The sequence below is a fragment of the Pseudarthrobacter sp. KH_020_B genome (genome assembly GCF_057840185.1).
In genome coordinates this window covers 678,200-703,065 of the sequence record NZ_CM174506.1, presented here as the reverse complement: position 1 = coordinate 703,065, position 24,866 = coordinate 678,200, and the positions used below count along the sequence as shown (strand labels likewise).

22 protein-coding genes are annotated in these 24,866 nt (G+C 65.8%); 16 read left to right on the top strand and 6 right to left on the bottom strand.

Translation table 11 applies throughout. The annotated features are described in order from the left end of the window. Position 1: 1 nt before the first annotated feature. Both AC3IT0_RS03400 and AC3IT0_RS03395 read left to right on the top strand, forming a co-directional pair. Positions 2 to 1,540 (top strand): ABC transporter permease, encoded by a 1,539-nt coding sequence (locus AC3IT0_RS03400; RefSeq protein ID WP_489323708.1) that lies wholly within the window; start codon positions 2 to 4, stop codon positions 1,538 to 1,540. Next, positions 1,537 to 2,694, top strand: a complete 1,158-nt coding sequence (locus AC3IT0_RS03395; RefSeq protein ID WP_489322394.1) for an ABC transporter ATP-binding protein — start codon at positions 1,537 to 1,539, stop codon at positions 2,692 to 2,694. Before AC3IT0_RS03400 ends, AC3IT0_RS03395 begins: the two co-directional genes overlap by 4 nt. 81 nt (positions 2,695 to 2,775) lie before the next feature. Here the strand turns inward: AC3IT0_RS03395 and AC3IT0_RS03390 are convergent, their stop codons facing one another. After that, on the bottom strand, positions 2,776 to 3,375 hold the full coding sequence (locus AC3IT0_RS03390) for a YdeI/OmpD-associated family protein (RefSeq protein WP_489322393.1): 600 nt from the start codon (positions 3,373 to 3,375) through the stop codon (positions 2,776 to 2,778). A 76-nt stretch (positions 3,376 to 3,451) separates the two neighbouring features. Here AC3IT0_RS03390 and AC3IT0_RS03385 point away from each other — a divergent pair, with 76 nt between their 5' ends. The 6 genes from AC3IT0_RS03385 to AC3IT0_RS03360 all read left to right on the top strand — a co-directional run bounded on the left by AC3IT0_RS03385 (position 3,452) and on the right by AC3IT0_RS03360 (position 9,205). Then, entirely contained in the window at positions 3,452 to 4,192 is a 741-nt protein-coding gene (locus AC3IT0_RS03385; RefSeq protein WP_489322392.1) for a VOC family protein, read from the top strand. 134 nt (positions 4,193 to 4,326) lie between these two features. Further along, positions 4,327 to 4,866: an NUDIX hydrolase family protein gene (locus AC3IT0_RS03380; protein ID WP_489322391.1), complete on the top strand. Its 540-nt coding sequence runs from the start codon at positions 4,327 to 4,329 to the stop codon at positions 4,864 to 4,866. An 86-nt stretch (positions 4,867 to 4,952) separates the two neighbouring features. After that, positions 4,953 to 5,990: a DUF6707 family protein gene (locus tag AC3IT0_RS03375; RefSeq protein WP_489322390.1), complete on the top strand. Its 1,038-nt coding sequence runs from the start codon at positions 4,953 to 4,955 to the stop codon at positions 5,988 to 5,990. Between the two features lie 62 nt (positions 5,991 to 6,052). Continuing rightward, positions 6,053 to 6,778, top strand: coding sequence for an SRPBCC family protein (locus AC3IT0_RS03370; RefSeq protein ID WP_489322389.1), 726 nt, complete (start codon positions 6,053 to 6,055; stop codon positions 6,776 to 6,778). 33 nt (positions 6,779 to 6,811) lie between these two features. Beyond that, positions 6,812 to 8,158 (top strand): tRNA guanosine(34) transglycosylase Tgt, encoded by a 1,347-nt coding sequence (gene tgt, locus AC3IT0_RS03365; protein ID WP_489322388.1) that lies wholly within the window; start codon positions 6,812 to 6,814, stop codon positions 8,156 to 8,158. 147 nt (positions 8,159 to 8,305) lie between these two features. After that, positions 8,306 to 9,205 carry a type IV toxin-antitoxin system AbiEi family antitoxin domain-containing protein gene (locus AC3IT0_RS03360; RefSeq protein WP_489322387.1) on the top strand — a complete coding sequence of 300 codons (900 nt, stop codon included), beginning with the start codon at positions 8,306 to 8,308 and terminating at the stop codon, positions 9,203 to 9,205. 95 nt (positions 9,206 to 9,300) lie between these two features. On the opposite strand, the gene AC3IT0_RS03355 is transcribed toward AC3IT0_RS03360, so the two are convergent. Beyond that, on the bottom strand, positions 9,301 to 10,017 hold the full coding sequence (locus AC3IT0_RS03355) for a queuosine precursor transporter (protein WP_489322386.1): 717 nt from the start codon (positions 10,015 to 10,017) through the stop codon (positions 9,301 to 9,303). 138 nt (positions 10,018 to 10,155) lie between these two features. Between AC3IT0_RS03355 and AC3IT0_RS03350 the strand changes: the two genes are divergently transcribed. After that, on the top strand, positions 10,156 to 11,043 hold the full coding sequence (locus AC3IT0_RS03350) for a hydroxymethylpyrimidine/phosphomethylpyrimidine kinase (protein WP_489322385.1): 888 nt from the start codon (positions 10,156 to 10,158) through the stop codon (positions 11,041 to 11,043). A 132-nt stretch (positions 11,044 to 11,175) separates the two neighbouring features. On the opposite strand, the gene AC3IT0_RS03345 is transcribed toward AC3IT0_RS03350, so the two are convergent. Both AC3IT0_RS03345 and AC3IT0_RS03340 read right to left on the bottom strand, forming a co-directional pair. Further along, complete coding sequence (locus AC3IT0_RS03345; RefSeq protein WP_489322384.1) at positions 11,176 to 12,474, bottom strand: serpin family protein; 1,299 nt, start codon at positions 12,472 to 12,474, stop codon at positions 11,176 to 11,178. 303 nt (positions 12,475 to 12,777) lie between these two features. Further along, a complete protein-coding gene (locus AC3IT0_RS03340; protein WP_489322383.1) occupies positions 12,778 to 14,172 on the bottom strand; it encodes an MFS transporter in 1,395 nt (464 codons plus the stop codon). A 248-nt stretch (positions 14,173 to 14,420) separates the two neighbouring features. Between AC3IT0_RS03340 and AC3IT0_RS03335 the strand changes: the two genes are divergently transcribed. The 5 genes from AC3IT0_RS03335 to AC3IT0_RS03315 are packed head-to-tail and all read left to right on the top strand — an operon-like array spanning position 14,421 to position 18,656. After that, positions 14,421 to 15,089, top strand: a complete 669-nt coding sequence (locus AC3IT0_RS03335) for a response regulator transcription factor (RefSeq protein WP_489322382.1) — start codon at positions 14,421 to 14,423, stop codon at positions 15,087 to 15,089. Then, positions 15,086 to 16,516 carry a sensor histidine kinase gene (locus AC3IT0_RS03330; protein WP_489322381.1) on the top strand — a complete coding sequence of 477 codons (1,431 nt, stop codon included), beginning with the start codon at positions 15,086 to 15,088 and terminating at the stop codon, positions 16,514 to 16,516. The genes AC3IT0_RS03335 and AC3IT0_RS03330 overlap by 4 nt, the downstream gene beginning before the upstream one ends. Further along, positions 16,509 to 17,507: a TAXI family TRAP transporter solute-binding subunit gene (locus tag AC3IT0_RS03325; protein WP_489322380.1), complete on the top strand. Its 999-nt coding sequence runs from the start codon at positions 16,509 to 16,511 to the stop codon at positions 17,505 to 17,507. The genes AC3IT0_RS03330 and AC3IT0_RS03325 overlap by 8 nt, the downstream gene beginning before the upstream one ends. A 56-nt stretch (positions 17,508 to 17,563) precedes the next feature. Beyond that, complete coding sequence (locus AC3IT0_RS03320) at positions 17,564 to 18,109, top strand: hypothetical protein (RefSeq protein WP_489322379.1); 546 nt, start codon at positions 17,564 to 17,566, stop codon at positions 18,107 to 18,109. Continuing rightward, positions 18,099 to 18,656 carry a DUF6036 family nucleotidyltransferase gene (locus tag AC3IT0_RS03315; RefSeq protein ID WP_489322378.1) on the top strand — a complete coding sequence of 186 codons (558 nt, stop codon included), beginning with the start codon at positions 18,099 to 18,101 and terminating at the stop codon, positions 18,654 to 18,656. The genes AC3IT0_RS03320 and AC3IT0_RS03315 overlap by 11 nt, the downstream gene beginning before the upstream one ends. Before the next feature lie 3 nt (positions 18,657 to 18,659). Here AC3IT0_RS03315 and AC3IT0_RS03310 read toward each other — a convergent pair whose 3' ends face one another. Continuing rightward, positions 18,660 to 19,949: a serpin family protein gene (locus AC3IT0_RS03310; RefSeq protein WP_489322377.1), complete on the bottom strand. Its 1,290-nt coding sequence runs from the start codon at positions 19,947 to 19,949 to the stop codon at positions 18,660 to 18,662. A gap of 144 nt (positions 19,950 to 20,093) precedes the next feature. Beyond that, positions 20,094 to 21,608, bottom strand: a complete 1,515-nt coding sequence (locus AC3IT0_RS03305) for a helix-turn-helix domain-containing protein (RefSeq protein WP_489322376.1) — start codon at positions 21,606 to 21,608, stop codon at positions 20,094 to 20,096. Positions 21,609 to 21,761: 153 nt separating this feature from the next. Between AC3IT0_RS03305 and aceA the strand changes: the two genes are divergently transcribed. Then, the gene (gene aceA / locus AC3IT0_RS03300) at positions 21,762 to 23,078 is read left to right on the top strand and encodes an isocitrate lyase (protein WP_489322375.1); all 1,317 of its coding nucleotides are present in this window, start codon (positions 21,762 to 21,764) and stop codon (positions 23,076 to 23,078) included. Between the two features lie 94 nt (positions 23,079 to 23,172). Beyond that, the gene (gene aceB / locus AC3IT0_RS03295) at positions 23,173 to 24,825 is read left to right on the top strand and encodes a malate synthase A (protein ID WP_489322374.1); all 1,653 of its coding nucleotides are present in this window, start codon (positions 23,173 to 23,175) and stop codon (positions 24,823 to 24,825) included. The last annotated feature ends 41 nt before the right edge of the window (positions 24,826 to 24,866 follow it).

Here is a 24,866-nt window from a genome sequence, read left to right as displayed (position 1 = left end):
GATGGCGGGCAAGGGCAACAGCCCTCGCCCGCCATTGGTGGTTGCGCTCCTGGCCACATTGCTGGCCCTGTTCGCCCTCATCCCGTTGGGCTATGTCATCTACATGACAGCGGTCACCGGCTGGGATACCAGCATCGAGCTGATCTTCCGCTCCCGGGTGGGCGAGCTGCTGGTCAACACCCTCCTGCTGATGCTCATCGTGGTGCCCGCAACCCTGGTGGTCGGCGTGGGCGGCGCGTGGCTGGTGGAACGCACCAAGTTGCGGGGCCACAAGTGGTGGGCCGTGTTCCTGGCGGCGCCGCTGGCCATTCCCGCGTTCGTGAACAGCTACGCCTGGGTGTCCGCCATCCCCTCCCTGGAAGGCGTCTGGTCCGGCGCGCTGATCGCCACGCTGTCTTACTTCCCCCTGGTCTACATTCCGGCCGCGGCCACGCTGAGCCGGCTGGATCCGGCCATCGAGCAGTCGGCGGCGTCCCTGGGTCTGGGCCCGTGGCAGGTCTTCTTCCGCGTGGTGCTGCCCCAGCTGCGTATCGCCGTCACCGGCGGTGGCCTGCTGGTGGGCCTGCACCTGCTGGCCGAGTACGGCGCCTTCGCGATGATCCGCTTTGAGACGTTTACGACGGCGATCATGCAGCAGTACGCTTCCACGTTCAACGGCACGGCGGGAAATATGCTGGCCAGCGTCCTGGTGTTCTTCTGCCTGATCCTCCTGGTAGTGGAGGTCCGCAGCCGCGGCACGGCCCGCTACGCACGGATCGGCTCCGGCGCGCAGTCCAAGCCCCTGCGGCTCCCCCTGCACCGCTACCAGATTCCGGCCCAGCTCGGACTCCTGGCGCTCACTGTCCTGGCGTTCGGCCTGCCGCTGTGGCTTGTGATCCGCTGGATCGTGGCCGGCGGCGCCGAGATCTGGGATGTGGAGGAGTTTGTCCCCGCGCTGCTGCAGACGCTGGGACTGGGCCTTGCCGGCGCAGTGGCCGCCACCGTCGTCGCGTTCCCCATGGCGTATCTGGCCGTCCGGTATCCGGGCTGGTTCAGCAAGTCCCTGGAGCTCTCCAACTACATCACCAGTTCCATGCCCGGCATTGTGGTGGGTCTGGCCTTCGTCACCGTGGCCATCAACGTGGCCCCGGGCATCTACCAGACCACCGGCCTGCTGGTGGCCGCGTACGTGCTGCTGTTCATTCCGCGTGCCTTGGTGAACATCCGCGCCGGGCTGGCACAGGCCCCCAAGGAACTCGACGAAGCGGCCCGCGCCCTGGGCAGGTCCCCGTTCAATGCCTTCCTGAAGATCACGTTGCGCCTCACGGCTCCCGCGGCCGCCGGCGGCGCAGCGCTGGTGTTCCTGGCCGTCGTGACCGAACTGACCGCCACGCTGCTGCTATCCCCGAACGGGACAACAACCCTGGCCAGCGCGTTCTGGAGCAAGAGCAGCGAAATCGACTACGCCGGGGCAGCCCCGTATGCCCTGCTGATGATCCTGCTCTCGGCGCCCATGACTTACCTTCTCTTCCAGCAGTCCAAGAAAGTGGCCGGACAATGACCGAACAATCCCCCTCCAGGCTTCTGGAACCGCGGATCGCGCCGTCAGTGGCACCCAGCACCAACAGCCACCTGCAGATCACCGATGTCACCAGGAACTTCGGTTCCCAGGCCGTCCTCAAGGGCATCAACCTGTCGGTGGCCAAGGGCGGGACCACCGCCATCGTGGGGCCCTCCGGCTCGGGCAAAACCACCCTCCTGCGGCTGATCGCCGGCTTTGAACACCCTGCCACGGGCAGCATCTCGCTGAACGGCTCCAAGGTGGCTGGCGACGGCGTCTGGCTGCCCGCACACAGACGGCACGTCGGGTACGTGGCCCAGGACGGGGCGCTTTTCCCGCACCTGACGGTGGGCCAGAACATCGCGTTCGGCCTGGACGCGGCCAGGCTGGCGGGCGGCCGCCGGGCGGCGGCGGCCCGGATCAGCGAGCTGCTGGACATGGTCTCCCTGGACGCCTCGATGGCCAAGCGGCGGCCGCACCAGCTCTCCGGCGGGCAGCAGCAGCGTGTGGCATTGGCCCGCGCGCTGGCCCGCGAACCCGAACTGATGCTGCTGGACGAGCCCTTTTCCGCCCTCGATGCCGGCCTGCGCGTGGCAACCCGGCGGGCCGTGGCCAAGGTCCTCAACAAAGCCGGCGTCACCACCATTCTGGTCACCCACGACCAGGCCGAAGCCCTGTCCTTCGCGGACCAGGTGGCCGTGATGCGCGGCGGCAAGCTGGCCCAGATCGGAAACCCGTTTGTGGTTTACACCCGCCCCGCCGACCGCGCCACCGCGGAATTCCTGGGCGACGCCGTCATCCTGGACGCCTGGATGGAAGGCTCGCTGGCCACGTGCTCACTGGGCGGTATTCCCGTGCGCCGCCCGCCTGCCCAGGGCCGCGTGCAGCTGATGCTGCGTCCGGAACAGATCCGCATCGCCGAGGATGGCCCCATCCGCGGCGTGGTGGTTGACACCGACTACTTCGGCCCGGAAACCACCGTGCGGCTCAAACTCGCTGTGCCTCCTGAACTCGCCGGCCGTTCCGACCACCGCTACCCCGGCGGCGGCGAGGTCATCACCATCCGGCACTGGAACGCCTCCATCGCGCGGCCCGGAATGGAACTCTGCCTGCGGGTGGTGGGCGAAGCGGTCGCGTTCCCCCTGGACGACTGACCCCAACTGAGTAGCGGTAACTGTCGTTATGAGCCCTCATAACGACAGTTACGGCTACTCAGTTGGGGAAATCCGGCCCCATTAGCCTCCGGCGGGCTTCTTCTTCTGCGGATACGGCGCCTCGCCCCGGGCCAGCATCTCGACAAAGCCGGCGATTTTCCGTTCCCGCGTGGACGCTTGCTTCACGGAATTCGTGCGGTAAATCAGGGCATACCGGTTCACCGACGTGAGGACCTCGAACATGGCCTGCGCCTCGGGGACGGCCGCGATGGCAGCCGCGAGGTCCGCGGGTATTTCCGCGGACGCCTGGCCTGAGTACGCGGCCTCCCAGCGCCCGTCCGCCTTGGCGGCGTCAACGGCCGCGCGGCCCGCCGCAGTCATCCTGCCGGCAGCCTCGAGCTTCCCGATGCGGTCCACATTCCGCGCCGACCAGATGCTCTTGGGACCGCGGCGGGTCATCCGCTGGAAGGAGCTGCCGTCGTCGCGCCTTTTGCCCTGCCCGTCGATCCAGCCAAAGCACAGCGCCTCCTGCAAGGCTGCCTCGTAGTCCAGTTCAGTGGTGTTGCCGCCCTTCTTATGCAGCACCAGCCACACGCCCGGGCTGGTGGCGTGGTGCTGTTCCAGCCACAGCCGCCACTCCGCCGCGTCCGCTACCAGCAGTTCCTCGAGTTCGATGGCCATGGCCCTATTCTGCCCGCCTTCTGCAGGAAGTGGCATGATGGCGGTAGCCGACTTGTCCGGATTCGAGGAGGAACCCATGCTGCGTGTCAGACCCGTCCATTTCACCTCCCGGCCGGACAGTTGGGAACAGCTCCTGGCTGCCCTGGGCGTGGCCAAGACCGTTGATGACGGCCCGTGGCGGGAGTTCGACGCCGGTTCCGGCCGTCTGGCCCTGCATTTGGCCGACGCCGGTGCCCCGGATGACGGCACCACTGCCCTGGGCGTCGAGGTGGGCGATCTTGCGGAATTCGCCCGGCGCACCACCCTGGCCGCTGAGGAATCCGGGAATACCGTCGCCGAACTCATCGCCGCCGACCACGGCGAGTCGTGCCGCATCACCGGCCGGGATGGCTTCACGTTCCTGGCTGACAAGGGTGCCCGGGAGCCCAACGCGGCGGACGCTGACCCGGCGCTGACCGTCGTCGGGGTCTGGTTTACGGAGGATCCCGGCGCCGCCGCCGTGACGCTGCAGGACATCGGCGCCAGGTTCCGCCCCGTCCCGGACGCCGACGAAACGGCCGACTTTACTGCCAAGAATGGCGGGGTGCTGATGGTGCGGCCGGCGTCCGGGCCGCCGCGGTCCGGCCTGGGATTTGAGTACGACGGCGATCTGGGCGCCTTGCGGGACCGGCTCGCCGCCGCCGGGCTGGACGTCAGCGAAACCGAGGAAGCCTTCGGCCGGACCCTGCACGTGGCCAACCCCGACGCTGCCGTGGACACAACCGCCCCGCATGTCCCGCCCACGCTCTGGATCTCGCAGCGCCTCGCCGTACAGTGATCCGCGGGCACGAACCGGGCACGAACGCGCCCTGAACCGGCCGAGGGGTGAGATTCCGGCGCTTTGGGCGCCGCTTTACGCTGATAGCTCACCCCTCAGCGGTCCGAGGCCGCCCGATGGGGTAGAACTTAACCATGAACGTTCGCACTCCTGACCCTAATCCCGGCTGGCTCTCCGAAGAAGACCTCTTTGAGGCCCGCGGGAGGCTCCCCATGATCTACGTGGAGGCCGTGCCGGTAAGGCTGGATCCGCTGGGTTTTGTGAACGAGGTCGGCACGCTGCTCCAGGCCGATGAAGACGGGAACATGATCCGGTCGCTGGTATCGGGCCGCGTGATCTACCGCGAGACCATCCGCGCCGCACTCCTGCGCCACATGGAAAAGGACCTGGGGCCGCTCGCCTTTCCGCAGCTCCCCATCAGCCCGGTCCCGTTCATGGTGGCCGAATACTTCCCGGCCCCGTCCCAGACCGGCTTCACCGACGACCGCCAACACGCCGTCTCCCTGGCGTATGTCATCCCCGTTACGGGCGAATGCGAACCCCGCCAGGACGCCCTGGAACTGACCTGGATGACTCCTGCGGAAGTGCTTAGCCCCGGCGTCCAGCTCGAATTCAGCGGCGGCCGAGGCTCCCTGGTCCGCCAGGCGCTGGCGTTTGCGGGAGTGGGTAACTGACGCCCGCTGGTTCCCCGGCGTCCCCGACTTCCGGGGCCCCGCTTTGTAGACTGTAGGGCGGACCGCAAGAGAACTTAAGGACTCCCATGACCGACAACCCAGCCGCCAGGCACTACAGCGAACAGCAGGCTGGATCTCTGACCACCGGCGATCAGCTCCTCCTCCCCGACGGTGAACGCACCGCCGAAATCCAGCACGTGGAGTTTGAACCGGATGATTTCGGGACCCCTGCGGTGGTCCTGGCAAACCTCACCGGCGGCGGCACGCTTCGCATCGCGGCCGGCTCCACCGTAAAGATCCTGGACACAACAGTCCGGGTCATCACGGTTCCGGACAACACCCTTCAGGACACAACGCCCGACGCCGTTACGCAGCTTCCGGACGCGGCGCAACCCCCTGCCGAACAGCCCCAGCACACCGGCGAAGCGGAGGCAGCCCCGGCGGCTCCCGCCGTCGTCGTACCTCCCCTGCCGGCCATCCCGCCCGCGGCGAGCGGGCCCTCCGCGGAAGAACTGGCCCGGATTCCGGCGCCGCAGGGCACGCCCGAAGCGGTGGTGGAGGCCGCCGCGGAAGCCCACCCGGACGCCGTGGGTGTGCTGCTGCTGGCGGACAAGCTGGCCAAGGGCATCAACTTCAAGTCCGGCAGCTGCCTCAAGGACCTCAGCGACCTCGCCCACGAACTGTTCATCACGCTCAAGGATCCGGACGGTGCGCTCACCGTGGCGGACCTGCTCAACGTCCTGCCGTTCGACGGCAACCCGGGCCGGTGGGCGTCCGTGGAGGCGTCATTGGCGTTGTCCAGCTTCATCTGCCGCCAGGACCGGCAGGAGGAGCGCGCCGAAGTCTATGAAAAGCTGCTGCGTTTGCCGGAAAACCAGGAAACGGACCCGTTCAAGGCGCGGATGAACGCCAAGGTGCGCCAGCGTTCGCTGAACGAACCAAACCTGTACGACAAAGAGATCTTCCGCTCGATCGACAACTCCAACCATGAGGCCGAGCGGGAATGGCGGCTGCTGCGCCTCGAGTCCCTGATGTTCCTCCGGGCGCACGGCGGGTCTGAGACGATCGGCGCGGGCGAACTCCAGCGCCGGATCAACAACGAACTCGAGGCCGTCCGGGCCTAGTCTGTCCGGGCCGGGGGGAATTGCCCCTACCCGGGGCTGCGCCGGGGTTGTAGATTCGGGCTATGACGAACAATCTGAGCGTGGTGATAAATGCTGACGCGCCGCAGGTCTGGACCATGCTGCGTGAACCGGCCAAAGTGGCCCAGTGGCATGGCTGGGAGGCCGATGAACTGGCAGGTGAGATTGACGAGATCTACTTCAGCAGCAACGTGGCTGAAGCCCCGGACCACACCAGCCTGACCACCAACGGCGGCGACGTCTTCGACCTCAAACCCGTGTCCGCAGGGACGCTGGTCAGTGTCACGCGGGCAGCCTTGGACCACAACTCGGAATGGGCGGCCTGGGACGAGGACATCACCCAGGGCTGGCTGACGTTCCTCCAGCAACTCCGCTTCGCGCTGGAACACCACCCGCACGGCAAACGGCACACGTTGTTCTACGAAATTCCCAGTGAGTCCGCTTCCGCCATCGAAAAGCTGGGCTTGTCGGACGTGCCCGCGCCGGGTGAGACGTACGGGCTGACGCTGGCCACCGGGGAAGAGCTCACCGGCAAGGTCTGGTTCCACAGCAACCACCAGGTGGGTCTCACCGTCCACAGCTACGCGGAGCATGGCGACGGCCTGCTGATCGTGGCGGACCAGCCCGTCATTGAAGGGGTAAGGCCCCACGGCGGCGCCATGGTGATCGCCTCGACGTTTGATCTGGGCGCCCACAAACTGGAGTCCATCCATTCGCTCTGGGACGGCTGGCGGGCTGAGGAATACCCCACATCGGAAGCGGCCCGCTGAGGGATCGGCGACGTTTGCTGGCACACTGGAACCGTGCCAGCCAACCCCGCCTCCGCTACATCCGCCTCCGTTTCGGCCGTCTCAGCTGATCCCGTCGCACCGGCGGCCAGCTCCGCCGCTGCAGCTGACCAGTCGCAGTACTCCTTCGCCGTTGGCACGCGGCTGGCTGACAGTTGTGCCTCGTCGTCTGCGCAGGTATCGGCCAACGACGGCGAATTCCTGGGCCGCACGGGGACCATCACCACCCCGCACGGCGAGATCCGCACCCCGGCGTTCATCGCCGTCGGGACCAAAGCCACGGTTAAGTCCGTCCTGCCGGAATCCATGGCGGAACTGGGGGCACAGGCGCTCCTGGCCAACGCCTACCACCTGTACCTCCAGCCGGGGGCGGACATCCTGGACGAGGCCGGCGGGCTGGGCTCCTTTATGAACTGGTCCGGGCCGACGTTCACGGACTCCGGCGGGTTCCAGGTGATGAGCCTGGGATCCGGCTTCAAGAAGGTCATCGACATGAAGTCAGTGGACACCTCCGGACCGGACGACGCCGTGGCTCCGGGCAAGGAACGACTGGCCCACATCGACGACGACGGTGTCTGGTTCAAATCGCATCTCAACGGGGACCGCCACCGCTTCTCCCCGGAAATTTCCATGCAGGTCCAGCACCAGATCGGCGCGGACATCATATTCGCCTTCGACGAGCTGACCACGCTGCAGAACTCCCGCGGCTACCAGGAGGAATCGCTGGAGCGCACGCGGTTGTGGGCTCTTCGCTGCCTGGACGAGCATTTCCGGCTGACCTCCGATCGGGTGGGGAAGCCCTACCAGGCCCTGTTCGGCGTGATCCAGGGTGCCCAGTATGAGGACCTGCGGCGGAAGGCCTGCCGGGACCTTGGCGCCATGGACTTCGACGGCTACGGCATCGGCGGGGCGTTGGAGAAGGAGAACCTCGGCACGATTGTGCGCTGGTGCAACGAGGAGCTGCCGGAGGACAAGCCGAAGCACCTGCTGGGCATTTCCGAGCCGGACGATATCTTCACCGCGATCGAGAACGGCGCGGACACCTTCGACTGCGTCTCCCCCACGCGTGTGGCCCGCAACTCCGCGTTCTACACACCTGCCGGCCGCTTCAACCTCTCCGGAGCCAAATACAAGCGCGACTTCGGCCCGCTGCAGGACGGCTGTGACTGCTACGCCTGCGCCAACTACTCGCGGGCCTACATCCACCACCTGTTCAAGGCCAAGGAAATGCTCTCCGCCACGCTGATCTCCATCCACAACGAGCGCTTTGTGGTGAAGATGGTGGACGACGCCCGGCTGGCCATCGAGTCTGGCCGTTTCTTCGAGTTCAAGGCCGAGACCCTGGCGCAGTACTACTCCTGAGCCCACCACGCTCTGTTCGTCCCGTCGTCGTCCGCGCCGTTTCGACGGTTCCCTGCGCACTCGATGTTTGGAACCGTCTAGGGCGCAGGGAACCGTCGAACCGGGGTTGTCCACATATCGCGCCTTGGTCTTCCGGTTGGAGTGGACTTGTGGCGAACAGAAGAGCTCCTGGAAGCCGGCCTGAAGGCCCGCGCCATAGCCGCGTCGGTACGCTCCGGAGACCTGGTCCGGCTCAGACGCGGCTGCTACATCCGAGGCAGTATCTGGGCGAGGCAGAAGGCGTGGGTGCGCAGTCGGCAGCTGATCGCGGCCCATGCTCATGGAACGCTGACGACGTCGGGCGGCGGCTTCGTCTACAGCCACACCTCGGGCGCCCGGCTCCATGGGCTGTTCCTGTGGGACGTGGACGATCTGGTTCATGTCACCCAGCAGACGTGTCCCTCGCGCATATCCCACGGCAAGGACGTCGTGGCACACACGCGCACCTTGGGGGCCGACGACGTCACGTTCGTGGACGGTCTGCCCTGCACTGCGCTGGAGCGGACGGTGGTGGATTGCTGCCTCATGCTCAACTACAGGCAGTCCCTGGTTTTGATGGATCATGCTCTGCGGAAAGGTGCGGACGTGGAGAAGCTCCGGAAGATGTGCTCTGCACTGACTGGAAGAAACGGAGTCCTGGCGCTTCGGAGGGCCATCGAAGACAGCGATTCCCGTTCCGAGTCTCCGGGCGAAACGCTCACCCGCGAACTGCTCCACCGGCTCTGCATCGAGCCACCTGAGCTGCAGGTGGTCGTCTGGTCCGCGGAAGGCCAGCACCGCCTCGACTTTGCTTGGCGGGACAAGAAAGTGGCTTTGGAATTCGACGGACGGGTGAAGTACTTCGACTTCCAGCCCACGGATGAGGCCATCTTCGCCGAACGGCAACGCGAAAAGGCGTTGATGGCCCTTGGCTGGACATTCATCCGGGTCGAGTGGAAACACCTCTTCCGCGAGCAGGAGTTCAAGATGACAGTCCTCCGGGCGCTCCTGAGCCAATCAGCGGCGTAGGGCCCGGCGCCACTTCGACGGTTCCCTGCCCACTCGATGATTGTGAAGATCGTGTGCGCAGGGAACCGTCGAAACGGCCCCGCCGCAGGCTTGCCCTAGACCCCGTAGCTCGGTTCGCGCTTCTTGATCCACCCGATTACCAGGGACGTCACCGGGACGAACAGGAACTCCACGAGGGTCTTGTAGACAAAGCCCACCACGACGTAGTTCAGGAACGTGCCGAAGTCGGTGATGCCGATGACGGACGCGGCGATGCTGCAGAAGATCAGGGTGTCCACGAATTCACCTGCGCCGGAGGAACCCATCAGCCGCGCCCAGAGGGATTTCTCCCCGGAGCGGGCCTTCATCTTGACCAAGATCCACGAGTTGATGGTCTGGCCGGCCAGGAATGCCAGCAGCGAGGCGAGCACAATCTGCGGCACCGGACCAAGGGCCCCCTCAAGGGCGGCCTGCTTGGACGCGCCGAACTCGTCATCAAAGCCGGGCAGGGCGATGATCACCCAGTAGCAAACAGAGGCGAAGACGGACAGGGCGAAGGTGGTGAAAATGGCTTTGCGCGCCACCTTGAAGCCGTAGACCTCGCTGATGACGTCGCCCAGGATGTAGGCGAGCGGGAATAGGAAGAAGCCGCCGTCGGTGATGATCGGGCCGATCGCGACGCCCTTGGACGCCCCGATGTTGGACAGGATCAGCACCACGGCCATAAACGCCAGCATGATGCCAAAGTACGGCGAGCCGATGGATGCGAATTTCGGCGCCGTCCGGGCGGAGTCGGCGATGGGCAGGGCGTCAGCGCCTGAGGGGGAAGGCATGGGGGATTCCATTCGTAGTGGTTCGCTCGGCATACCGTTCCCGCAACGAAAGTTGCGGGGGACGCCGGCTGTATTAGCACTGTCACGACATTCTCCCACCGAACAATAAGGCCCGACGCCGGGTGGCAGGATAGTGCCATGACTTTAGCTTCAGCTGCCCTCCAGTCCCCCGTATCCGCTCCCGCCGTCGTCCTGACCATCGCGGGGTCCGAAGTGACGGGCGGCGCCGGAGCGCAGGCCGACCTGAAGACGTTCCAGGAGCTGGGCGTGTTTGGCATCGCCAACCTGACCTGCATCGTGTCCTTCGATCCGAGCGACAACTGGAACCACCGATTTGTGCCGGTGGACCAGCAGGTGATCGCCGACCAACTGGAGGCCACGACGGCGGCCTACGGTCCGGCGTCGGGCATCACCGCTGGCGGTGCGTCGGGTGCGGCGGGCCGGCCGGTTCTGGACACCGTGAAGATCGGCATGCTGGGCAGCCCGGCCACTATCAGCACGGTCGCCGCGGCGCTTGAAGCGGGCCGGTTCCGCAACGTGGTGCTGGATCCGGTGCTGATCTGCAAGGGCCAGGAGCCGGGCCACGCGTTGGACACGGACCAGGCCCTGAAGGCGCAGATCCTGCCGCTGGCCACGTTCGTCACACCCAACCACTTCGAGGCCGAATCACTGTCCGGCCTGGCGATCACCGACGTCGAATCCCTGAAAGCAGCGGCAGTCCGCATCCATGAGCTCAGCGGCGCCGCGGTCCTCGCCAAGGGCGGGGTGCGGCTGGCAGGTCCGGACGCCGTCGACGTTTACTACGACGGCGAGACCCTCGAAGTCCTCAGCGCTCCGAAAGTGGGCGAGGTGGCGGTGTCCGGCGCCGGCTGTTCGCTCGCCGCGGCGGTGACGGCCGAGCTGGCCAAGGGCGCCACGCCGCTGGAAGCTGCCCGGGCCGCCAAGGACTTTGTCACCGCCGGGATCCGCAACCGGGTGGCGTCCGGAGCGCCGTTCGACGCGCTCTGGCAGGGTGGCGCGCGCTAACCAGGGAGCCCAACTCCCACCCCCAGACGCTCTCTCACTTAACGCAGGAAAACCCGGGACGCTCTCTCACTTCCACAAGACAGTGAGAGAGGGGGTCCCCGGAAAAGCTGCAGGATCTGAGAGAGCGTTCGGTCAGGAACGGGGGTCGGCCACCGTTCCCATAAACAGCGGCAGGCCCGTTTCCACATGCACGATCTGGTAGTGGAACGGCCGGTCGAAGCTGATGGACCGCTCGGGCGGCGGCGGAGCGCTGGTCTCCCTTGCATTGATCTGGGTCACGGCTGCGGCCACGGTGCCCTTTTCGGCGACCGTGATGTTGGCAGCCTGCGCGGCCTGCGTGATCATCATCCCCCGCTGGATGTTGTTGAAGTCCTCCGTGGTGTCGAGCATCTTCTGGAGACCCAATGACGCAAACACCTTCCGCAGGTCGAAACTGGACTTGTGGTCCCAGCGGGGCAGCTGGATCTGCACCGTCTCCAGCGTTGCAGCATCAAAGGCGTCCGCGACTTCCCTGAGCTTTTCCGCACCGAAGGCCGCGGAGGCTGGCCCCGAACCCGCGCCGGCTCCGGCCGCCGGCAGGACCAACCGCATAACAAAACCGTCGGCGTAGGGCAGGTCCACGCCCTGCCAACCCACGCCTTCCGCGTACTTCATCTCGAGCTCGTTGTGCATGGCAGGCGCGTCGATTTCCTCGCCGGCGGCGGTGGTGAACGGCAGGTCCGAGGTGTCATTCGGGTCAAACGGCGCGCTCCAGGCGGAGGCAAAGTACAGGGAATTGAGCAGGCTGAAGGTGTTCCTGGGATCGTACTCCGCCGGCGCTTCCTTGATCCGGCCTCCCGTGTTCTTGTTGACCCAGGCATCGATGGCGGGCTTGGTTGCACCCTTATCGCTGAAGTCCACGGGATACACCCCGGTTCCGTAGTGCCGGGCCAGCGTGTCCAGGAACGCCTCACCGGTAGGCACGCCTTTGTCCACAAACAGCCCGTTAGCGGCGTGCATGACCGGTTTCCGCGGCGGGTTGTCCTCATCCACGGCGCCGGGGTCGCCGTCGAACGTCGCCAGCGAGGTGAGGACCGCGTTCATGGCCTCATCCCGGTTCTCTGCAGGGAGTCCCAGGACGCTGTCCATCTCCGCTGCGCTTTCTCCCGACGCACCGGCGCGAAGCATCGCGAGGGCAATCAGGAGGCTCCCGGGCGAGGACACCACGTTCCCGCCGGAGCCGTCGCCGCCGTCGGCCAGCAGGGCATCGCCGAGGACAATGGCGGACTGCCGGAACGTGGCCAGTTCGTCCGGGAAAGCCGCGCGGTCCACCGAAACCCGCTCCACGCCGTCGGCCGTGATCAATTCCGGAGGCGCGGGGGCCGGGGCCGCACATGCCGCCAGCCCCAGCACCGCACCCAACGCCACCGCCCGCTGAAAACGAAACACCACTGTCGCCTCCCCGGCACAAGGGCGGGAACCCGCCTGCTTCCAGTGAACCAGCGACGGCGGCGCGAGACGATGCCTGTACGGTCACGCTTCGCACTCATTTTGGTCTCGCCCAAACGCTCTCTCACTTAACGCAAGAAAACCCCGGACGCTCTCTCACTTTCTTAAAGAGAGTGAGAGAGCGTCCCGGGATTTGCCACATTATCTGAGAGAGCGTCCGGGGTGCGTAAGCGATGGGGCGGTGAACGTACGACGGCGGGCGGCCACCCGACGTCGTACGCTCTCCGGAGTCTCTGCCCCCCAAAACTAGGCGTTGATGAGGTCCTTGTCCTTGTCGTCGTCCTTGGCCGGGCGGTTCCAGGCATCGCCCTGTTCGCGGTCAAGGTGGGTGGCCTTCTTGTTCTTCAGGGCGAAGATGTAGACCACCAGCGAGATGGCAATGGCCACGGTGACGTAGGTGAAGAACAGATCCACGCGCTCGGCCTTCTGGAAGGCCGCACCAAGCAGCGGGACCGTGCCGCCGAAGAGCGAGTTGGCGATCGCGTAACCCAGGCCGACGCCGAGGGCTCGGATGGAGGCGGGGAACAGCTCAGCCTTCACCAGGGCGTTGATGGAGGTGTAGCCGCCAACGATCAGCAGGCCGCCCATCATGAGCAGGAACGCGGTGAACGGGTCCTTGGTGTTGGACAGGGTGGAGAGCAGCGGCCAGGTGAAGAGGACGCCCGTAATGCCGAACCACAGGAGCAGCGGCTTGCGGCCCACCTTGTCCGAGATGATGCCGTAGACGGGCTGGAGGATCATGAAGATGAACAGCGCCCAAAAGTTGATGACCGAGGTATCGGTCTTGGCGATGCCGGACGTATCGTTCATGAACTTCAGGATGAAGTTGGTGTAGGTGTAGAACGCCACGGTGCCGCCGAGGGTGACGCCGATGCAGATCAGCAGGGGCTTCCAGTACTGGGTGAACAGCAGCTTCATGGTGCCCGGCTGGGCTTCGCCGGCCGCAACGGGCTTCTTGGCGGCCTCAACCTGCTCCGCGGAGACGGTTTCCTCCATGGATCGACGCAGCCACAGGACCACGAGCGCGGCAACGCCGCCGAGGGCGAACGGGATCCGCCAGCCCCACTCGGTCAGATCGCCCTTGGGCATCACGTTCTGCAGTATGACCAGCACCAGCAGGGCGAGCATCTGGCCGCCGATCAGGGTGACGTACTGGAAGCTGGAGAAGAATCCGCGGCGCTTGGACGTGGCGGCTTCGGACATGTACGTGGCGCTGGTGCCGTATTCCCCGCCCACGGAGAAGCCCTGGACCAGGCGGATCAGAATCAGCATCACCAGAGCCCAGACGCCCACCTGTTGCGTGGTGGGCAGGATTGCGATGGCGAAGGAGCCTGCGGACATCAGCGTGACACTGAGCGTCAGCGCGGCCTTGCGTCCCTTGCGGTCGGCGTAGCGGCCGAAGAACCAGGCGCCGATGGGGCGCATGAGGAACGACGTCGAGAAGACTGCCATCGCCTCCAGGCCGGCCTGGAGGTCGTCCGTGGAGTTGAAGAAGTGGGACTGGAAGTAGGCGGCGAAGACGGTGTAGACGTAGAGGTCGTACCACTCCACGAGGTTGCCCGCGGACCCCTTGAGGATGTTACTCACGGCCCGGCGGGTCTGGGCGGCCTCGGTTGTGGGCGCAAATTGTTGGGTGCTCATCGCTGAACCTTCCTTGGCTGCGGCGCGTTTCTTACTTTCGTACTATCCATGGCTACGTTGCCCATGGTTCCTCCTCGACGTTGACGTCCCCCTCAAACGCCGAGGGCCTCATCCAAGTTATGCGTGATCCAAGGCACATCCAACGTGGGAAGGCATTTCCTAACACTTCCTTAGGTTTCGCCGGAGGCTCGGGGTAATCTCCAAAGCGGGCAGATTGCAGCTGCCAGTCATCGAAAAGGGACCGTGCCATGGAATTGCTGATCGTCGAGGACGACGACGCCATGGCCTCGGCGCTGGCCGCGGCCGTGGTGACCGCGGGGCACAACCCCACCCGGGTGGCCCGCGGAGCCGACGCCCTGCTGGTCCACCGAAAATTCGAAGTCATCCTCCTGGACCTGGGCCTTCCCGACATGGATGGCCTCGACGTGCTGCGCAAGTTGCGCCAAGTCACGCTGGTGCCCATCCTGATTCTCACCGCGCGCGACGACGAACGCAGCGTGGTGCTCGGCCTGCGGTCCGGAGCGGACGACTACCTCGTCAAGCCAGTGAAGCTCGTGGAACTCCTTGCCCGCATCGAAGCCGTCACGCGGCGTGCCGGCCGCCATGGCGGTAAGCGGCAGCAGCGTGTGGTGCTGGGTGATCTTGAGATCGACCTCGAGCGGCGCGTGGCGGCACTCCGTTCCGAGGTGCTGCCGTTGACGGCCACCGAGTTTGACCTGCTGGCCCTGCTGGCCGGCCATGCCGGCTCGGTGGTCACCCGCGAACAGATCCTGGACGCGCTGTGGGGCGACGCCTTCGTGGCCTCGTCCCGGTCACTTGACGTGCACCTGACGGGGCTGCGGGCGAAGCTCCAGTTGCCGGGCTTCATCATCAACGTCCGCGGCGTCGGCTACCGGATCGAGGCGGACCCGGCGTGAAACTGCGCGTCCTGGGCATCCTGAGTGTGCTGGCGGTGCTCATCGTGATCATCACCTCCAACGCCATCCTGACCTCGGCCAGCCGGGAACTAACCCAGGAGCTCCAGATCAACCGGGCCGCGTCGCTCAACCGCCTGGCACAGGTGGCGTTCGACGCAGCTTCCGCCGGCGAAACCGCTCAATTACAGACGGAGATGGACCGGTATTCCGAGCTCTACGGCGAGGGAGTCCTGATCCGCCTCCAACAGGGCACGCTGCGCTCCGGCGGCCTAAGCGAGGACAGGCCGGACGTCGGGGACGCGGTGGCCAGGGCAAACCTGAACCTCAGCGACACCACGCTGACCCCGCTGCAGCCGTTCGGGGCCGCCTCCGAGGTGATCTCCCGCTCCTTCGGCAGCGCGAGCCAGGTCCTGGGTGAGGCCGTCCTTGAGGTCAACCTGGACGCGGCCCGGCAGAAACTGCGGGAGCGGTGGCTCGTCGTCTGTTTGGCGGCGGCGGCCCTGGCCGCGGTGCTCCTGCTGGGCGCGGCCCGCGTGACCGGGTGGGTCCTCCGGCCCGTGCATCGGCTGAATGCAGCCGTCACCGAACTTGAGGCCACCGGCCGGACCGGCCAGCTTCCCGAGGCCGGGCCGCCGGAACTCCGGGAACTGAGCCGTTCCTTCACCACCATGGCGCAGACCGTCAGCCGCAGCCTCGATTCGCAGCGGCAACTGATAGCGGACACATCGCACGAACTGCGCAATCCCGTGGGCGCGTTGCGGCTCAGGATCGATCTGCTGCAGCTGGAATTGAAGACCTCCCGGGAACACGACGCCGCGGCAGGCGTTCTGGCCGAACTCGAACGTGTGGAGGAGATCCTGGACGGGGTCCTTCGGCTGGCGGCCGCCGAGCACAGGGCCTCTGAGGACTCCGCCCGGGGCCCGCTGGGAACCCCGTCGCGTGACGTTCAGGCTCCCGTTGATCCGTACCCGATTTTGCAGGAAGAAGCCGAACGGGCTGGGCCTGCCGCCCAGCGCAGCGGAGCAGCCATCCTCCTGTCAGATCCGCCTGCCCCCGCCATCCGCATCTCCTGCAACGCCGCGGAACTGGCCCAGATGGTGGGCGAACTTCTGAACAACGCCACCAAGTATGCTCCCGGCGCCCACATCTCGGTTGCTGCCCGCGAGCGCCAAGGCAGGGTGGCCATCGAGGTGTCCGACGACGGCCCCGGGCTTTCCGCCGACGAACGGACAGCGGCCACCAGCCGGTTCTGGCGGTCGCCGGCGCACCGGACGATCCGCGGCACCGGGCTGGGCATGACCATTGTGGACAAGCTGGCAGCGGCCAACGGTGGCCGGCTGGTGCTTGCGGACGCCTCGCCGCATGGCCTGATCGTGCGCCTCGAGTTTCCACGTGCCGGGGATGCGCCGGAACCCCGCAATGACTGACCGCATCGGACCCGGAGCCCTCCCCCGGCGGACCGTCCTCAAGGCCGGTTTGGCGGCCGCGCTGTCCGGGCTGCTGCTGCCGGCACTGAGTGCCTGCACGCCCGAGGACCGCCCGGGCACCGTCACCGTGGCCGGCGGCGAGCCCGGAGGGTTCTACCTGGAGTTCGCCGAACTGCTGGCGGCATCGCTGCAGCGTCACGGCGTTGCCCGCCAAGCCACGGCGCTGACTACCGGGGGCAGCCTGGACAACCTCGAACATCTGCTGACCGGCAAAGCCACGTTCGCCGTCGCGCTTGCGGACTCCGCGGCCGAACGCACAGCGGTGGGTGGGACGCCCGCCGCCGGACTTTCCGCCGTCGGAAAGGTGTACGAGAACTACGTCCACTGCGTCATCCGGCGCAACAGCGAAATCCGGGACATTGGCGGGCTTGCCGGCCGGACCGTGGCTGTCGGGGAGCCCGGCTCAGGGACGTCGCTGACCACTCCGCGGCTGCTCGAGGCTGCCGGCCTGAACACCACTGCCGGCACCGCCGGCGGTGTCACGGTGCTGAGCCTTGGCCTCAACCAGGGCCTCGCGGCCCTGCGGGACGGAACGGTGGACGCGTTGTTCTGGTCAGGCGGCGTGCCTACCGCGGCCATTGCCGCCGCGAACGACGACGTCGGGCTGGGTTTCCTCGATCTGTCGCCGCTGCTGCCGGCACTGCGGGCCAAATACGGCGTCTTCTACGACCGGGTGCTGATCCCGGCGGGCGCCTACGAGGGCATTCCGGCTGTTTGGACCGTGGGCGTGGCGAACCTGCTGCTGTGCCGGAGCGACCTCGATGACCAAACCGTCAAACGGACCGTCGAACTGCTGGTGGGCCATGCCGAGGAACTCATCCCGCGTTCCAGCCTGGGCGTCCAGTTCTTGAGCCCCGAGTCCTTGATCAACACCGCGGGTTTGCCTCTGCACCCCGGTGCTGCGGCCGCGTACCGGGAGCTCCACGGGTAGGTGGGGCGAATGGCAACCCCTTCCGCCAGCACTCCGTACGGGAGTACCATACACACGTGACCGTCATCGATCTGGCAGGCATGGTCGAAGAGGCCAGAGCTCTAGGCCAGCAAAGCGAAAGCCTGCGCCAGCAGCAGCTGGGGGCTGCGCGCCATCGCCAGGAAACTATCTGGTCCCTCCATGTTGCAGGCCTATCCATCCGGGACCTGGCTGGACGCCTCGGATGCAGCCCAGCCGTAATTCAGTCGGCCATCAAGGCGGCCCGCGATCGCCGTCCCCGCATGCCCCGGCGAGAAGAGCGGATTCCGTTTGAATTACATGTGCGGCTGGGCCTCAAGCTGCACGAAAACGAGCAGTCGATTCGTGAAATCGGGCGGGCTGGAATCGAAAGGATGCGCCAACGGCCGCGGAACCCTATCGCCGAAAAGTGGCTGGACCGCTGGACCGAACTGTTGGACCTTCCTGTGAACGAATTCGAGGTGGCAATGCTTGAAGACAGCCCCATCGCAAAAGAACTGCGACAGATGAGTCCCTTCGCAGGTGCCCTGACACAGGACGAACGGATCATTGCAATCAAGAAGGCGGCGGCTCTTGCGACGTGAAGAACTTGAGCATGCCATCCGCGCCGCCACGGAGATCATCCACAGCGACCGCGTCATCGTATTCGGCAGCCAATCAATCCTTGGCTCGTTCACTGACGATCAGCTGCCTGCTGCCGCAACGATGTCGGACGGAGTCAACATTGCCCCCATGTCCGACGACGAATCAGGAACCCTCGCGGACAACCTGGATGCAGCACTCGGCGAATGGTCGCCCTTCCACACCGAGTACGGGGTCTATGTACAGGGCGCCAGCAGAAAAACAGCCGTGCTCCCCCGCGACTGGGAGTATCGGCTGGTCAGCATCAGGAATGAGAACACGCGGAACAGCACCGGTCTCTGCCTGGATCCCTATGACTTGTGTGCCGCCAAGCTCATCGCCGCACGTTTCAAAGACCATGCGTTTGTCCTGGCGCTCATCGACTCCGGCCTGATCGATCCCTCACAGTTAGCGGAGCAAATCAAGCTGATCGACCCCGGCGAGCCCCGCCGCGACAGCGCCGTGTCATGGGCCAAATCCGTTGCTGCCAAACAAGCACCCACCGCGTAGCTCCTACCGCGGATCCGCGACCTTCCCCATGAACAGCGGCAGCCCTGTTTCGGTGTGCACGATCTGATAGTGGAACGGGCGGTCGAAGGAGATCTTCTGCGGATCCTGCGGGACCACTCTTCCGGACACCGCGCCGTTGAATTGCGTCACTGCGGCCGCCACCGTGCCCATTTCCGCGACGGTGATGTTGGCGGCCTGCGCTGCATCGGCAATCAGGAGCCCGGGCTGAATGTCACCGAACCCGGCGTCCGGCCCCAGTGTTTTCGTCAACCCGAGGCCTCGCAGAATCGGCATCAGGTCCAGTGTCGATTTGTGGTCCCATTTGGGCAGTTGGATTATCACGGGAATGTCCGGGGCAGCCTCCAACGCCTCGGCGATGCCTTCCAAGGCGGACATGTCAGGCGTCGGCGCCCCAGTCGCCGGCAGCACCAGCCGCATTGCGAAACCGTCTGCGTAGGGCAGATCCACTGCCTGCCAGCCGGGCGCCTCCGCGTAGGCCATCGTGGACATGTTGTTCATGGTGTCCACGTCGATCCGCTCGCCGTTGCCCAGCGTGAAGGGCAAGTTCGAGGTGCCCAGCGCGTCAAAGGGCTCCTGCCAGGCAGCAGCGAAGTACAGGGCGTTGAGCAGGCTGAACGTGTTGTCCGGATCGTATTTGGCCGGCGCCTTCTTGATCCTGCCGCCGGTGTTCTTGTCGACCCAGGCATCGATGGCGGGCTCCGTTGTGGCCTGGTCCCGGAAGTCCACGGGGTACACGCCGGTGCCGTAGTGCCTGGCGAGCGTGGCCAGATAGTCGGCGCCCGTGGGCTCATTCTTGTCGATGAACAGGCCGTTGGCTGCGTGGACCAGCGGCTTGCGCGGCGGGTTTTTCTCGTCCACGGAGGCGGGGTCGCCGTCGTATTTCTCCAGGGAGGCGAGCAGGGCATTCATGGCCTCATCCCGGCCAGTGACCGGGAGCCCCAGCACTGAGTCCATTTCCGTGGCGGTCTCCCCCGATGCCCCAGCGCGGAGCATAGCCAGGGCAATCAGCAGGCTTCCCGGCGAGGAGACGGTGTTCCCGTTGCCGCCCTCGCCGCCGTCCTCCAGCAGCGCCTGGCCGAGTTTCAGCGCAGAGGCGTTGAACGCCTCGCGCTGGGCCTGATAGTCCGCAACACGGACGGAAACCCGTTCAACGCCGTCGGCCTTCAAAAGTCCGACGTCGGCTGGCCGGGGTGCGCAGGCGCTGACCAGCACCGTGCCGCCCACCAACGCGGCTGCCGCGACTACCGCCGCCGCTTTCCGGATTCGATTCATGGCGCATCCCCTTTTTTGCCCGCTGGTGTCTTCACATGGTGCTCCGGTCGCGCGAAGAATTCACGCGACCTGAGAGAGGGATGGCGAAAAGTAGCCGAAATGTGAGAGAGCGTTGGGCGAAAGCGGCCCAAATGTGATGGAGCGTTACCGCTCCGAGTGCGCGGCCAGGAATGCGTAGACCTCGGTCTCGTCGACGCCGGGGAACGCGCCGGGCGGCATCGCGGCCAGCAGGTGCGAGTGGGCGCGGGCAGAGGGCCAGGCGTTGCCCGCCCACTCGGAGGCCAGCGCGGCCGGTGGACGCTTGCAGCAGTTCGGATCCGGGCACGTGGACTTTTCGCGGGCGGTGGTTTCCCGGCCGCGGAACCACTTCACGTGCTGATACGGCACGCCGATCGACAACGAGAACTCACCGCTGGCCGAACGCTCCGTCCGGGCCGTGCACCAATATGTCCCGGACGGAGTATCGGTGTACTGGCTGTACGCGCTGAACTTGTCCGGCACATCGAACACGGCGCGAGACGTCCACGCCTTGCACGACGGCTGGCCCTCAATGGCGCCGGTATGGTCCATCGGGAACGTCACGCCGTCGTTCTCGTATGCCTTGTAGATGATGCCGCTCTGGTGGGTCTTCTGGAAGTGCGTGGTGATGCCCAGGTGCTTCGTGGCCAGGTTAGTGAAGCGGTGCGCGGCGGTCTCATAGGACACGGCGAACGCGTCACGGATGTCCTCAACCGCGATTTCCTTGGCAGCCTTGGCCTTCTGCAGGAAATCCACGGTGGCCTGCTCCGGCAGCAGCAAAGCGGCCGCAAAGTAGTTCGTGGCCACCCGCTGCGCCAGGAAATCGCCGTAGTTTTTCGGCGTCTCGTGCCCCAGCACGTAGTGCCCCAGCGCCTGCAGCAGCACGGAGCGGGGGTCGTGGTCCTGCCGCTGGCTCTGCGTCAGGTAAATTCTGTGGTTCTTCAAATCCGTCACTGAACGGGTGGAATGCGGCAGGTCGCCCACGTGGTGGAGGGTGAATCCGAGCTTCTCGGCGATGTCGGCGATGACGTGCTGGCTCAGCGGCCCGGCCGTGTAACCTACCAGCCCGAGCACCTTCTGCGCCTCGGCCTCGTACTCCGGGAAGTAGTTGCCGCGCTCGCGCATCATGGCGCGCAGTTCACCGTTCGCGCGGCGGGCCTCCTCCGGCGTCGCCACCTGCTCGTTGAGCTTGCGTTCGAGCTCGTGCAGCAGCCCCACCTGCGCCTCCAGCACATCGAGCGGAAGCCGCGAGCTGATGCGGATTTTGGGCAGGTTAAGGGACTCGTACAGGGGCCCGCGCTGGTAGCGTTCCAGCTCAATTTCCAGGGCCGCGCGGCGGCTCGGCGGCTCGGCGCCCAGCAGCTGGTCGATGCTCACATTGAGCGCGGCGGCCAGCCCCTGCAGCAGGGAAAGTTTTGGTTCCCGCTTGCCGTTTTCGATCAGGCTCAACTGGCTGGGGGCGGTCCCGACGGCGGCGCTCAGGTCATCGAGCGTGTACCCGGCCTGCTTGCGCAGATGCCGCACGCGGCGGCCCAGGCTGATGACATCCAGTTCCGGGGAGGCGGCGGATGACGGCGGGGGTGCGACTTCGCGATTCCAGCTTGCAGGAGACATTTCTTGAGAATACGCGAAGAAGTGCATTTCTTTCCATAGTTTTCCCCTAGAGAAGTGTTGTGAAGTGCTGAAAAGTAGTGATCACGGAAAGAAACACCGCACCGGGGTAGCCGGCCGGAGCTGCAAGGAAGCAGCTCCGGCCGGCAGATAACCACCCGGAGCTCAATCAAGGAGACAACGATGACTGCAGCATTTGAGCCCACCCAGCAGACGCCCGAAGAGCAGGCCGCAGCCCTGGAGCTCGAGTGGGCTGCCAATCCCCGCTGGGAGGGTGTGACCCGTGACTACAAGGCCTCGGACGTCGTCAAGCTCCGCGGCCGGGTCTCCGAAGAGCACACGCTGGCACGCCGCGGTTCCGAGAAGCTGTGGAAGCAGCTCACGGAAGAGCACAAGACCGGCGGGTACACCAACGCCCTGGGCGCCCTGACCGGCAACCAGGCAGTGCAGCAGGTCAAGGCCGGCCTGCGTGCCATCTACCTTTCCGGCTGGCAGGTTGCCGCGGACGCCAACAACTCCGGCCACACCTACCCGGACCAGTCCCTCTACCCGGCCAACTCGGTCCCCACCGTGGTCCGCCGCATCAACAACGCACTGCTCCGCGCGGACCAGATTGAATTCTCCGAAGGCGTCCAGACCGTTGAGGACTGGATGGTGCCGATCGTCGCCGACGCCGAGGCCGGCTTCGGTGGCCCGCTGAACGCCTACGAACTCATGAAATCCATGATCCAGGCCGGCGCGGCGGGTGTGCACTGGGAAGACCAGCTCGCCTCGGAGAAGAAGTGCGGCCACCTCGGCGGCAAGGTGCTCATCCCCACGCAGCAGCACGTCCGCACCCTGAACGCCGCCCGCCTCGCGGCCGACGTCGCCGGCACCCCCTCGGTGGTCATTGCCCGCACCGACGCCGAGGCAGCCACCCTGATCACCTCCGACGTCGATCCCCGCGACCAGGAATTCGTCACCGGCGAGCGCACTCCGGAAGGCTTCTACAAGGTCCGCAACGGCATCGAACCCTGCATCGCCCGCGCCAAGGCCTACGCTCCGTACTCCGACCTCATCTGGATGGAAACGGGCACCCCGGACCTGGAGCTGGCACGCAAGTTCGCCGAGGCCGTAAAGGCCGACTTCCCGGACCAGATGCTCTCCTACAACTGCTCGCCGTCGTTCAACTGGCGCAAGCACCTGGACGACGCCACCATCGCGAAGTTCCAGCGTGAACTCGGCGCCATGGGCTTCACGTTCCAGTTCATCACCCTGGCCGGCTTCCACGCCCTGAACTACTCGATGTTCGACCTCGCCCACGGCTACGCCCGTGAAGGCATGAGCGCCTACGTCGAGTTGCAGGAGAAGGAATTCGCCTCCGAGTCCCGCGGCTACACCGCGACCAAGCACCAGCGCGAAGTCGGCACCGGCTACTTCGACGACATTGCAACTGCGCTCAACCCGAACGCGTCAACCCTGGCACTGGTGGGATCCACCGAAGAAGGCCAGTTCCACTAGAAACTTTCCCCAAGTAAGTAGCACTAAGTGTCGTTTTGGAGGCTCAAAACGACACTTACTGCTACCCAGTTGGGCACTGCACCAGGAGACAGAAATGAACACCTTCACTGACAGCTTCACCATCAACGGGATCACTTTGACCGCGCAGCCCATTTGCCGGCAGGACGAGGTTCTTACTCCGGATGCACTGGAGTTTGTCGCCAAGCTGCACCGGGCCACTGCCGAGCGTAGGCAGGAACTGCTGCAGGCACGCCGGACACGGCGGGCAGACATCGCCGGCGGCCAGGACCCCAGGTTCCTCCGCGAAACCGAGGACATCCGCAACGACCCGTCGTGGCGGGTCGCTCCGCCGGCACCGGGCCTGGAGGACCGCCGGGTGGAAATCACCGGCCCGGTGGACAAGAAAATGACCATCAACGCCCTGAACTCCGGCGCGAAGGTATGGCTCGCGGACATGGAGGACTCCTCCACCCCCACGTGGCGGAACGTCATCAAGGGCCAGTTGAACCTTACCGACGCACTGGAACGCCGGATCGACTTCACCAGCCCTGAGGGCAAGGAATACAAGCTCCGTCCCGCCGGGGAACTGCCCACCATCGTGGTCCGCCCCCGCGGCTGGCACCTGCCAGAGAAGCACATGATCATCGACGGCGCCCCGGTGGCCGGCGGTATCGTGGACTTCGGCCTGTTCTTCTTCCACAACGCCCGCCGCCTCCTGGCCCAGGGCAAAGGCCCGTACTTCTACCTGCCCAAGATCGAGAACCACCTCGAGGCACGGCTGTGGAATGACATCTTCATCCTGGCCCAGGACCTGCTGGGCATCCCGCAGGGCACCATCCGCGCCACCGTGCTGATCGAGACCATCACCGCCGCGTTCGAAATGGAGGAGATCCTCTACGAACTGCGCGATCACGCCGCAGGCCTGAACGCCGGCCGCTGGGACTACATCTTCTCCCTGATCAAGAACTTCCGTACCCGCGGCCCCCGGTTCGTCCTGCCGGACCGCGCCCAGGTGACCATGACCCAGCCGTTCATGCGCGCCTACACCGAACAGCTGGTCCGTGCCTGCCACAAGCGCGGCGCCATGGCCATCGGCGGTATGGCCGCCGCCGTCCCCAACCGCAAGGACGAGGCCGCCAACACCAACGCGTTCGAGAAGGTCCGTGCCGACAAGACCCGCGAGGCCAACGACGGTTTCGACGGCTCCTGGGTGGCCCACCCGGACCTCGTGCCGGTCTGCCGCGAAGTGTTCGACGCCACCCTCGGCGAGCGGTCCAACCAGCTGGACCGTACCCGCGAGGACGTCATCCCGGACGACCGCGCCCTCATCAACGTGGCCGCCACCGAAGGCACCATCACCGAGCAGGGCATCCGGAACAACATCGAGGTGGGCATCCGCTACATCGAGTCCTGGCTGCGCGGGAACGGCGCCGTCGCCATCCACAACCTCATGGAGGACGCCGCCACCGCGGAAATCTCCCGCTCCCAGCTGTGGCAGTGGATGTTCGCGTCCGCCATCACCGACCGCGGCGAAATCATCACGCACCAGTGGATCGAGGAACTGCTCGACGAAGAGTTCGCACGCCTGGAACGCTTCGACGGCGACCGCTTCGAAGACTCCCGCGACATCTTCGAGGAAGTCACCCTCGGCCGGGACTTCCCGTCCTTCCTGACCCTCCCCGCCTACGCCCGCTACCTCACCGAGGCCCGCGAAAAGGCAACCACGGAAGAGCTCGCCGCAGCCTAAGTCGGCAGCAAGCTGAATAGATTTCCGTCCGCCGGGCAGGC